Here is an 11069-nt window from a genome sequence, read left to right as displayed (position 1 = left end):
TCTCGATTTCGGCAATGCCGGGACCGGTTCGCGTCTGATGATGGGCGTCGCGGGCAGCCATCCGGTCACCGTCACCTTCGACGGCGATGCCAGCCTGCGCAAACGCCCCATGGGACGCATCCTCGACCCGCTGACCCGCATGGGCGTCACAGTGGTGGATCAGGCCGAGGGTGGGCGCGTGCCGCTGACGCTCAAGGGCCCACGCGAGACGATCCCGATTCGCTACGAGACCCCGGTCCCCTCGGCGCAGATCAAATCCGCCGTACTGCTCGCGGGGCTCAACGCGCCGGGCACCGTCACCGTCGTCGAGAACCAGGCCAGCCGCGACCATACCGAGCGCATGCTGCGCCTGTTCGGCGCCCAGGTGAGCGTGGAGCCCCACGGCGAGGCCGGGCGGCTGATCAGGCTCGAAGGCCAGCCGGAACTGCGTGGCGTCGAACTCACCGTACCGGCTGACCCGTCATCGGCGGCCTTTCCCATCGTCGCCGCGCTGATCACACCGGGCTCCGACATCGTCGTCGAGAGCGTGATGACCAATCCGCTGCGCACGGGGCTGATCACCACGCTCATGGAAATGGGCGCCGATATCACGCTGACAAACGAGCGCGAGAATGGCGGCGAAGTGGTTGCGGATCTGCGGATACGCCATTCGGCCCTGCGCGGGGTCGAAGTGCCGCGGGAACGCGCGCCGGCCATGATCGACGAATATCCGGTGCTCGCCGTCGCCGCAGCCTTCGCCGAGGGTGAGACGCAGATGCGCGGGTTGCACGAATTGCGGGTGAAGGAGAGCGATCGCCTGCAGGCGGTGGCGGATGGCCTCGCGGCTGCCGGCGTGGCGCATCGGATCGAGGGCGATGATCTCATCGTCTGCGGAGACGGCAGCGCACCGCCCGGCGGGGGGACGGCGCAGACCCATCTCGACCACCGCATCGCCATGAGCTTCCTCGTGCTCGGGCTGGCTGCACCCGGGGGCATGGCGGTGGACGACGGCGCCATGATCGCCACCAGCTTTCCCGATTTCGTCCCGGCCATGCGCCGGCTCGGCGCGGAGATCGTGGAGGGCTGAGCCGCATGGATGCGCTGATCATTGCCATTGACGGTCCGGCGGGCTCGGGCAAGGGTACGCTGGCGCGGCGCCTCGCCGGAGCTTACGGCCTGCGCCATCTCGATACGGGCCTGCTATACAGGGCGGTGGCGCGCCTGATGATCGACAACAAACACCCACTTGACGACGAAGACGCGGCCCAAGAGGCGGCGGCGACGCTCAACCTCGGATGCATCGCGGAATCGCGCCTGCGCGGGCGCGAGATCGGCGATGCAGCCTCCGTGGTCTCGGCCCAGCCGCGCGTGCGGCAGGCGCTGCTGGAGCGCCAGCGCAGCTTTGGTCTGGAGCCGCCGGGTGCGGTGCTTGACGGGCGCGATATCGGCACGGTGATCTTCCCGGACGCGCCGGTGAAACTCTTCGTCACCGCCTCGGCGGAAGAACGGGCGCGGCGCCGCCATGCGGAGTTGGTGGAACGGGGCGAACGGGTCGATTACGACGCCATTCTCGATGATATCCGCAAGCGCGACGATCGTGACATGAATCGCGCGCAAGCGCCGCTGAAACCGGCGGATGACGCGATCATCCTCGACACCACCGATCTCTGCGCGGATGCCGCCTTCGAGGCGGCCTGCCGGATCGTCGAGGCGCGTCGGCAGGCAGAAGCGTAACGCATGCCTGATGGCGGTCAGCTGCAACGGTACCCCATCCGATTCCGCTCGCAATCGGAAGCAGAACAGGGTATTGATGCATTGTGCGTCAGCATTGTCCGGCGCATCGAAGAGCAGCCTTTTCCATCAAGGTGATATCGCCCCGCATTGGCGTGGGCCAGCAGCGCGCACCACCATTCCCGCGATCATTGCAGCATCATGGCGCTGACGACGAATGCTGGGCACGCCGAGCGTTGAAATCCGATCCCGGACCATCCGCATCATCTGCTTTGAGATGACGCTACGCACGCCATAGCCGCCACCAGACCGCGCGCCGGAAAGACGCATAAGCGGCTTGGCGACGCGGAAACGCTTCGCGATGTCGTGCTGCTGTCGTGCTTTTGCAGCATCGTACCGCCGCGCATGCCAAGACCTGGCGTGCGCCGGCTGCCCGGCTTGCGCGCCCCCCCGGAATCGAAAATCCCAGTACCTGCACAGAGATACGAGCATGTCGCCGAGACACGAAACCCTTCATGATGCGCGCAGCACCCGAGGCGCCGCGCCTGCGCAGATCCGCCGAAAACCGCAACCCCGTGATGCCGATGTGATCATCATCGGCGCCGGGGCTGCCGGTATCGCCGCTGCGCGCAATCTGCGTCGGCATGGCGTCGATTCCCTGATCCTCGAGGCCCGCGACCGCCCCGGCGGACGCGCCCAGACCATCGCGCTGGCCGGGCAGGCCGTCGATATCGGCGCGCATTGGCTCCATGCCGCCGATGCGAATGCACTGGTACGCCAGGCGAAACGCCTCGGCCTCGGTCTCAGTGAAGCTGCACAGGAGCCGCTGCTGATCTCGCGCATGGGCGAACGCGCCGATCCGCAAAGTTATGCCGCCTTCATGCGCCGCTGGGAATCCGTCTATGACGCCATGATCGCCCATCCCGGCAGCGGCCCCGCCAAGGCGGCGGATACGGTGTTTTCACAAATCGACGATACGCCTTCGCGATTCGACGATACGATCCGCTTTCTGCACGGCCCGTTCGACAGCGGCGTCGGACTGGACGCGATTGATGCCGGCGATTTCGCGGCGGCGGTGGATGATTCGGATCTGTTCGTCGAGGGTGGCTACGGCGCGCTCATCCTGCGGCTCGCGCGCGGCCTCGCCATTCACTACGAGACCCCAGTGACGCGCATCGACTGGAGCGGCGCCGGTGTCCGGGTCGAGACGCCGCGCGGCACATTCTCGGCGCGCGCCGTACTGGTGACGGCGCCGCTGCCGCTGCTGCAGAGCGAGGCGATCCGCTTCGCGCCGCATCTGCCGCTGGAGACCCTGCAGGCGATCCACGCCCTGCGTCCGGCGCTCTACGAGCACGTCGTGCTCTCCTGGGCGGATCATCCCTTCACTGATGCAGTCAACCGCCTCGTCGCCTTCGAGGGGGATGCGTGCGACAATCTCGGCATGCTCGCCAATATCGACGGCGCGCATCTGCATTACGCCGATATCGCTGCGCAGATCGTGACTGCCTTTCCCGATCCGCGTGATCGTGCCGGCTATGTCCGCGAATTCCTCAGCGCGCGTTTCGGCAACCGGGCGCTGGCGCGCTGCGACGTGCTGGCGGCGAGCGACTGGGCGGGCGATCCCTGGGCCGGTTGTGCCTGGATGTACGCCCCGGTCGGCGCCCATGGTGCCCGGGCGGCGTTGCGCGAACCCGTCGGCGAGCGCATCCACTTTGCCGGCGAGGCCTCCTCCGCCACGCAATGGGGCACGATCGGCGGCGCTTGGGACGAAGGCGAGCGCGCGGCAGATCTGATTCGCACCGGGCAGAACGCCCCGGTCGGAGGCGCCGTGGTACAGGCAGCCTGACGCGAAAGGCCGGCGATGACGCCTTATGGCAAGGCTGCGCCGTGTCGCCTGACCGCCGAAGGGGACTCTATGCGCTGCCCATGATCAGGCGCAGTGTCCGCCTGGCGCGGCGCAGGGTTGGCTGTTCCAATTCGCCGCCGATCTCACGCAGGAGCCGCGCGGCACGGCGCGAGCCTCGGGCGGCGGCGTAGCGCAGCCAGACATATCCTGCGAAGAGATCGGTCGGGCGCCCCTCGCCGAGAGCGTAGATCCTGCCGATCGCATAGAAATCCTCGGGATCGCTGAAACACACGCCGTCGAGGCCGGCATGAAAGGCCGCCGGAATATCGCTGTGCTGATCCATGATGCCCCCGTCGCTCTTGCGGTCGAACCGGGCGTAGCGCAATAATATGAGTGACACGCTACCAAAAATAGCAAAAAATCTCTTTCCGGAATCGCGTTAGGATCGGCGGAATACGGCTTTCCTGCCCCGGTGCGCCGGCTTTGCGTGACCGAACAACCCCGTTTTTCGCTTCCTGCGGGTTTCACCTCGTGATTGATTGCATTTCGTGAGCGCGCAGCATGCGGCGCGCCATCGCAAAAAGGCTTTCGCCCCATGCCCGAGGAAACCGACAAACGCCCGCTCACCCCGTCGGACCGGCGCATTCTGCGCGTGGTGCAGGAGGAGGGGCGGATTACCAATGCCGCGCTGGCGGAGCAGGTGGGGCTCGCCGCCTCGCCCTGTCTGCGGCGGCTGAAGGCGCTGGAGGAGGACGGCATCGTCGCCGGCTACCGTGCGGTGCTCGATCGCAAGGCGCTGGGCTACGCCATCGAGGCCTTCGTGCTGGTGAAGCTGGAGCAATCCGAGCCCGGCTGGCGCACGCGGCTGATCGAGCGGCTGAACGCCTTTGAGGAGGTGCTCGCCTGCTATGCCATGGCCGGCGAGATCGATCTGCTGATCCATGTCGTCGCGCAGGACATGGATGCTTTCGGCGAGTTCAGCATGAACCGGCTGCTGACGCTTCCGGGCGTCGCGGATGTGCGCTCGAGCTTCGTACTGTCCACCATCACCCCCCCGCGCGGCCTGCCGATCCCCGATTGAACGGAGTCGGCAAGCCGGTTTTGCTCGCGCGGATCAGGTGGTGCGCGTCTTCTCCTTGCGCCACTGCACCGAATAGAGATCGAAGCGGCGGTCGCGCAAATTCTGGACCGTGCCGGTCATACGCGCCTGGCGCAGGGTGTCGAGATTGAGATCGGCAATGGCGACCATCTCGACATTGGGCGTGGTATCCGCCGCAACACCGTCGCGGTCGAAGGGGAAATCGCAGGGCGTCAGAATGCAGCTCTGGGCGTATTGGATATCCATGTTGGGCACGCCGGGCAGGTTGCCGACATTGCCCGCGAGCGCGACATAAACCTGGTTTTCCACCGCCCGCGCCTGGCAGCAATAACGCACGCGCAGATAGCTCTTGCGCTCATCCGTGCAGAACGGAACGAACAGGATCTGCGCGCCCTGATCAACGAGATGGCGACCAAGCTCCGGGAACTCGGAATCGTAGCAGATCATCACCCCGATCGGCCCGCAATCGGTCTGGATCGTGCGGACATCGTCGGCGCCGACAATCGACCACCAATAGGCTTCATTCGGTGTCGGATGGATCTTGGCTTGCGCATGGATCGAGCCGTCGCGCAGGCAGACATAGCAGACATTGACGATGTCGCCGTCCTCGTCGAGGGTCGGATGCGAGCCGCCGATGATGTTGATGTTGTAATGCACCGCGAGCCGCGAGAGCAGCTCCTTGAGACGCTCGGTATATTTCGTCAGCGTGGCGATGGCCTGATCCGGCGGGATCGGCTCGTTCTCGATCGAGAGGAGCTGCAGCGTGAACAGTTCCGGGAAGACCGCGAAGTCGGATTTGTAATCGGCAACGACATCGACGAAATATTCCACGTTCTCTGCAAATTCCTCGAAGGAGCGCACGCGCCGCTGCTGATACTGGATGCAGGCCACGCGCACGGTGTGGGCGAGGCGTCCGCGCTGGGCTTTCGTCTTGGTGCGCCCGGCCGGCGCCTCGACGACTGCGGGGTTCCACCAGACCAGATGCACGGCATGACCCATGCTCTCCTTGTCGCCGGGCAGATAGTTCCGCAGAATGCCGATCGGCTCGAATCCGTTGCGCATCTGGAAGGAGACGACCCGGTCGCGCAGATTCTGCTCCCTGATCTGCTCGAGGAAATCCTCCGGGCTCTCAACCTCCTTGCGGCGCACCTTCTGCGCAAGGCTGGGCATGCGCCCGGCAAAGACGATGCCCTTGAGCTGGTAATCCTGCGCGAGACGCCGGCGCTCGTTATACAGGCGCTGACCGATGCGCAGCCCCCGAAAGCGCGGATCGACCATCACCTCCATGCCATAGAGCATGTCGCCTTCCTCGTCGTGACGGGAGGCGTAGCCGTTGCCGGTGATGGTGACCCAGTCATGCGGCTTCAGGGCAGTCTTCTCGTCGATCAGGAAGGTCGCGGCGAAACCGACGAGCGTATCGTCATAGATGGCGACGAACTGACCTTCGGGAAAGTTCTGGATCTGCCCGCGCAGCTGCGCCTGGGAATAGGATTGCATGTCGGGATAGGCGCGTTTTCCCAAGGCCTGGATCGCGCGCACATCCTTGAGCATCGCCTGCCGGACTTCGAGCCGGGGCTTCGAATCCTTCGCCTTTTCCGTCTCTGCGCGCGCGGGTGTCTTCGCCATATGTCTGCTCGTCCTTCCTGCGGGATATCCGCTGCGGCATAGCGCCGGTCATTGTTTAATGCCCAAGCTTAACGCCTGCGCCACCGTTTCGTTCGCGCTTAACGATGAAATGCCTTTCCGGCAAGGTTTTTCAAGCCACAGCGCATGGTGCTGCAGACCCATGCATGCGGCCCCTCATAACGGCCAGACCGTGAGGATCATCGGTACGGCCACAATGATGATGATGATCTGCAAGGGCAGGCCCAGACGCCAGTAATCGCCGAAACGGAAGCCTCCCGGTCCAAGAATCAGCGTGTTGTTCTGATGCCCGATCGGCGTGAGGAAAGCGCAGGAAGCCCCCACGGCCACGGCCATGAGAAGCGGATCCGGGCTGACGCCGAGGGTTTCGGCTGCACCGAGCGCGACCGGCGCCATCACTGCGGCCGTGGCGGCATTGTTCATGAAATCGGTCAGCCACATGGTGAGGATCAGCATGACGATCACGGCAAACACGGCATTGCCGCCGCCGAGATCCTCGAACAACAACCCTGCCACCGCCGCAGCAGCGCCCGTCGCCTGCACGGCGCCGGCCACCGGGATCAGCGCACCGAGCAGGACGATGACCGACCAGTCGATGGCCTCGTAGACCCGTCGCACCGGCACGATGTCGAGAGCGACATAGGCGAGCGCGCCCATGGCGAAGGCGACTTCGACACGCAGCAGGCCGGAGGCCGTCGCGGCGATGGCGGCAAGCATCAGCACACCCGCGACGAGGCCGTCGCGCCTGCCGGGAAAATGCAGCGCGCGTTCGGCCAACGGCACGCATTCGTAATGCACCACGAATTCATTGAGCGTCTCGCTCGGCCCCTGCAACAGCAGCACGTCGCCAGGCGAGAGGCGCGTGCTGCGCAGCCGTGTCAGCGAGCGCCGTCCCTGTCGCGAGATCGCCAGCAGGTTGATGCCGAGCCGCCGGCGCAGACGCAGATGCTGGGCCGTGCGCCCTGCAAGCGGCGAACCGGGGCGCACCGCGACTTCGAGCAACACCGTGCGCCCGGCGGTCACCACCTTGGGCATCTCGTCCGAACGATCCTCCTCGAGCTTCAGACCGAGCTTGCCGAGAGCGCCTCCGAGCACCTTCGAATCGGCTTCGATCACCAGAATATCGCCTGCCTGAACGATGTGCTCGGGGTGCGGCGCCGGGATGCGTGTCTTGTCGCGCACGAGCCCGACCACCTGCGCATCCACTTTCTCGAGCTGAACTTCGACCTCGCGCAGGCTCATGCCGACGGCGGTGGCGGATTCGGTCACGCGGGCCTCGGTCAGATAGGCGCCGATGTTGAAGTCAGGGGCGGTGGCGCGATCGCGCTGCGGCACGAGGAAGCGGGCCGTGATGATGATGAAGGTGATCCCCGCAGCCGCCACAGCGAGGCCGACAGGCGCGAAATCGAACATGCCGAATGCCGGCTGCTCGTCACTGGCGCGGAACGTGGCGACGATGAGATTCGGCGGCGTCCCGATCAGGGTGGTCATGCCCCCCAGAATCGAGGCGAAGGAAAGCGGCATCAGCATCTGTCCCGGCGCAATGTCGAGCCGTCGCGCCGCATCGAGAGCGATCGGCATCATCAGCGCAAGCGCGCCGACATTGTTCATGAAGGCCGAGAAGCAGCCCGCCATCACGCACAATCCGATCATCACCGCCCCGGGCCCGGCATGCGCCGGCATCGCCTTGCGGGCGATCCAGTCGACGGCGCCGCTGGTCGATAATCCGCGGCTGAGGATCAGCACGCAGGCTACGGTTATGACGGCGGGGTGGCCGAAACCGGCAAAAGCTCCTTCACCCGGCACGAGGCCAAGCAGAATACAGGCGAGCAATGCAGCGAGCGCCACCAGATCATGGCGCCAGCGACCCCAGATAAAGACGGCCATCGCCACCGCGATGACCGCCAGAATCAGCGATTGCTGCCCCGTCATGACACGATCCTGACATGACAATCAGGGATAGCCGCTAGCAATATCAGCAATGAAACCGACCTCGCAGATGTTGCGCTGCGGGTAGTCATAACAGCCATGTACGGGGCCTGTCTTCCCGAAACCCTGCATTCTTTTCGGACAAGAGCCGCGGCGCACCAGAGCCGTTACGGCCCGGCCGCTGACGCGAAGAGCCCCGCCGAAACGGGGCCCGTCATGCCTGTATCATCTGTCGCGGATGGCTGCGAGCGCTTCAGGCGGCGACGCGCGACAGGAATGCGTCTACCGTCTCGCGCATGCGCCGGGCTTCGGCCGCGACCTCTCCGGAGGCGCCGTTGACGTCGGCCACGGCCTGCTCCGTCTGGACCACACCCTGTTCGACCTCGCCGAGATCGGATGCGACTTCCATGGTCGAGGCGTTGGCGCCGGCAACGCTGCTGGCGATCTCGCCGACGGCGACGGCCTGCTGTTCGATCGAACTCGCGACAGCGCCGGCAAAGGCCTCGATGCCGGTCATGCGCTCGGCGATCCCGTCGATCTCGCCGACCATGCGGTCGGTCGCACTCAGGATCGCCTGGACCTGATCGACGATGCGATCGGTCGCGGATGCGGTCTGACCGGCGAGGGCCTTCACCTCGGCGGCGACGACGGCGAACCCCTTGCCGGCCTCACCGGCCCGTGCGGCTTCGATCGTGGCGTTGAGCGCAAGCAGATTGGTCTGCTCGGCGATCGCCTGGATCAGCTTGACCACTTCCTGGATATTGGCCGCCGTGCCCGCGAGATCCTTCATGCCGGTGGCGGTTTCGCGGGAGGCGCCGGCGGCACCGACGATGTCACCACGGATCTTCACCACCTGGCTCTCGACCTCGTTGATCGCCGCACTCATCTCCTCGGTGGCCTGCGCCGCATTGCCGACGGCGGACGAGGCCGCCCCGGAGGAACCCGCCGCGCTGCGGGTCTTGCTGGCCGTTGCGGCAGCGACTTCGGAGAGCGTTGCGGAGACCGCATCGAGGCGCCCGGCATTGCTCTCGAAGGAAGCCAGCGCTGCAGTCACGTCAGCCCGGAAGCCGGAAATGGTTTCGTCGACCGCCCGCTGACGCTCGGCCTTTTCAGCCTCGTCGCTGGCGCGCCGGGCCTGCAAGGTCTCACGATCAGCGAGATTCTCGCGAAACACCTTCAGCGCACTGGCGATCGCGCCGATCTCGTCGCGACGGCCCTGACCCGGGATCGCGGTATCGAGCCGCCCCTCCGACAAGCCGACCACGGCACCGGTAATCGGGCGCAGAGGCGCCATCATGCGCGCGAGCGCGAACCAGAGGAGGAGCGCGACACCGCCGAGTACCGCAAGCCCGCCGGCAACGATCGCGCCCGTCTCGGCGGCGATGCCCGTCGCAAGCCGCGCACGCGAGAATTCCATGGCGACATATCCGACGAGGCGCTGATCGGAACCGATATGCAAGGCGCGGACATGCATCAGGCTGTCGCCCCGGTCGATCGTGTGAACGGGATTGTCCGCCACGAAATCGAAGGGCATGTCACCGACAGCCGCCTCGATCACCTGCGGGTTGAAAGCGGAACTCGGCTCGCCATCGGCGCCGATGCTGGTGAGCGGGAAGAAGTCATTGGCGACGAGGCCGTGCATGAAATCCGGGTCGCGCGCTACCGAGGCGAGCATGTTGCTCAGCGTTGTGGTGTCGTTGCCCATGACCAGGATCGGCGCGGCATTGGCAACCATCGCGGTGAGATCATCGGTCTTCTGCACGAATTCCGTGCGTGACGTCTGCGCATTATAGATTGTCAGCCCCGCGATCGCGGCACCGAGCGTGCCGGCCACGACAGCAACTGCGACGAGGACGATCCGTATGCTGAGAGAATTGAAGAGATTGCGCACTTTCGAGAGCATGGATGCCACTTTCCTTGCAAGAGACGCCGTATGAATGCGACGTTCGGACTTAAATGGCGGTTAATTGCGAAAAATGACGCAAAGGAAATCCTGACAAAATCACCCTGATTATCGACCATCGATTGTTTCAGCGGTGCGTCATCACGCCCGCATTCAATGCCAGCCAATCCTTTTCAATACTATTTTTGATTGCTATCAAGCCTTGGACATTTTTGCGCCACCCCTGCGCAGATTCGCATACCGGCTTGCGCGGCGCGTTGTGGACTGGTGCTTTCACCGTGAACCGCTATCTTCCCAGCCAGTGCACAACACGTCACAGATAGCCGGGCGGGCCCCATGACAGAACAGCCGAAATCCGCAAGAACGCCTTCAACACAACAGTCCTGGCGACGGCTTTTTGCGGGCCGGCTCGGGCTGCCCGTGATCGGAGCGCCGATGTTCATCGTCTCGGGACCCGAACTCGTCATCGCCCAGTGCAAGGCGGGTATCGTCGGCTCCTTCCCTGCGCTGAACGCCCGCCCCGCATCGATGCTCGACGAATGGATCGCACAGATCAGGGAGGCGCTCGCCGCACATGATGCGGCGCATCCCGATTGCCCTTCGGCCCCCTTTGCCGTCAACCAGATCGTGCACCGCTCGAATGATCGTCTCGATCACGACATGGCAGTCTGCGAGAAGCACGCGGTGCCGATCGTGATCACCTCGCTCGGGGCGCGACCGGAAGTGAACCAGGCGGTACAGGGCTGGGGTGGCATCACGTTGCATGACGTGATCAATCTGCGCTTTGCCCACAAGGCGATCGAGAAGGGTTCGAATGGGCTCATCGCCGTGGCCGCAGGTGCCGGCGGCCATGCGGGTAGGCTGTCGCCCTTCGCGCTGATCAGCGAGATCCGGGCCTTCTTCGACGGACCGCTCGCGCTTTCCGGCGCCATCGCCAC

Annotated in this window: 9 protein-coding genes; 5 read left to right on the top strand and 4 right to left on the bottom strand. The window is 65.1% G+C overall.

Annotated features, from left to right (window positions below; translation table 11 throughout):
* The 3 genes from aroA to VKP01_RS07790 form a co-directional block, all read left to right on the top strand.
* On the top strand, nucleotides 1-1066 hold a 1066-nt coding region (aroA, locus tag VKP01_RS07800; protein WP_324411589.1), incomplete at its 5' end, for a 3-phosphoshikimate 1-carboxyvinyltransferase.
* A 14-nt stretch (nucleotides 1067-1080) separates the two neighbouring features.
* On the top strand, nucleotides 1081-1713 hold the full coding sequence (cmk, locus tag VKP01_RS07795) for a (d)CMP kinase (protein ID WP_324411590.1): 633 nt from the start codon (nucleotides 1081-1083) through the stop codon (nucleotides 1711-1713).
* A 487-nt stretch (nucleotides 1714-2200) separates the two neighbouring features.
* A complete protein-coding gene (locus VKP01_RS07790; RefSeq protein WP_324411588.1) occupies nucleotides 2201-3556 on the top strand; it encodes an NAD(P)/FAD-dependent oxidoreductase in 1356 nt (451 codons plus the stop codon).
* Between the two features lie 67 nt (nucleotides 3557-3623).
* Here the strand turns inward: VKP01_RS07790 and VKP01_RS07785 are convergent, their stop codons facing one another.
* Nucleotides 3624-3899, bottom strand: a complete 276-nt coding sequence (locus VKP01_RS07785; protein ID WP_324411587.1) for a hypothetical protein — start codon at nucleotides 3897-3899, stop codon at nucleotides 3624-3626.
* 252 nt (nucleotides 3900-4151) lie between these two features.
* On the opposite strand from VKP01_RS07785, the gene VKP01_RS07780 reads away from it, so the two are divergent.
* A complete protein-coding gene (locus VKP01_RS07780; protein ID WP_324411586.1) occupies nucleotides 4152-4637 on the top strand; it encodes an Lrp/AsnC family transcriptional regulator in 486 nt (161 codons plus the stop codon).
* 33 nt (nucleotides 4638-4670) lie between these two features.
* Here the strand turns inward: VKP01_RS07780 and VKP01_RS07775 are convergent, their stop codons facing one another.
* The 3 genes from VKP01_RS07775 to VKP01_RS07765 all read right to left on the bottom strand — a co-directional run bounded on the left by VKP01_RS07775 (nucleotide 4671) and on the right by VKP01_RS07765 (nucleotide 10131).
* Nucleotides 4671-6281 carry a carbon-nitrogen hydrolase family protein gene (locus VKP01_RS07775; RefSeq protein ID WP_324411585.1) on the bottom strand — a complete coding sequence of 537 codons (1611 nt, stop codon included), beginning with the start codon at nucleotides 6279-6281 and terminating at the stop codon, nucleotides 4671-4673.
* A 174-nt stretch (nucleotides 6282-6455) separates the two neighbouring features.
* Nucleotides 6456-8231: an SLC13 family permease gene (locus VKP01_RS07770; protein WP_324411584.1), complete on the bottom strand. Its 1776-nt coding sequence runs from the start codon at nucleotides 8229-8231 to the stop codon at nucleotides 6456-6458.
* Nucleotides 8232-8481: 250 nt separating this feature from the next.
* Nucleotides 8482-10131 carry a HAMP domain-containing methyl-accepting chemotaxis protein gene (locus VKP01_RS07765; protein WP_324411583.1) on the bottom strand — a complete coding sequence of 550 codons (1650 nt, stop codon included), beginning with the start codon at nucleotides 10129-10131 and terminating at the stop codon, nucleotides 8482-8484.
* Nucleotides 10132-10467: 336 nt separating this feature from the next.
* Between VKP01_RS07765 and VKP01_RS07760 the strand changes: the two genes are divergently transcribed.
* On the top strand, nucleotides 10468-11069 hold a 602-nt coding region (locus tag VKP01_RS07760; RefSeq protein WP_414706547.1), incomplete at its 3' end, for an NAD(P)H-dependent flavin oxidoreductase.

It is taken from the genome of Saliniramus sp. (assembly GCF_035311605.1).
GTDB lineage: Bacteria > Pseudomonadota > Alphaproteobacteria > Rhizobiales > Beijerinckiaceae > Saliniramus.
The sequence above is the reverse complement of the archived record's forward strand: the minus strand, read 5'-3'. Positions and strand labels throughout refer to the sequence as shown.

What these genes read in the sequence shown, in the direction of transcription:
- VKP01_RS07780 (WP_324411586.1), top strand. Translation starts at nt 4,152, where the DNA reads ATGCCCGAGGAAACCGACAAACGCCCGCTCACCCCGTCGGACCGGCGC.
- VKP01_RS07790 (WP_324411588.1), top strand. Translation starts at nt 2,201, where the DNA reads ATGTCGCCGAGACACGAAACCCTTCATGATGCGCGCAGCACCCGAGGC.
- VKP01_RS07785 (WP_324411587.1), bottom strand. Translation starts at nt 3,899, where the DNA reads ATGGATCAGCACAGCGATATTCCGGCGGCCTTTCATGCCGGCCTCGAC.
- VKP01_RS07775 (WP_324411585.1), bottom strand. Translation starts at nt 6,281, where the DNA reads ATGGCGAAGACACCCGCGCGCGCAGAGACGGAAAAGGCGAAGGATTCG.
- VKP01_RS07770 (WP_324411584.1), bottom strand. Translation starts at nt 8,231, where the DNA reads ATGACGGGGCAGCAATCGCTGATTCTGGCGGTCATCGCGGTGGCGATG.
- VKP01_RS07765 (WP_324411583.1), bottom strand. Translation starts at nt 10,131, where the DNA reads ATGCTCTCGAAAGTGCGCAATCTCTTCAATTCTCTCAGCATACGGATC.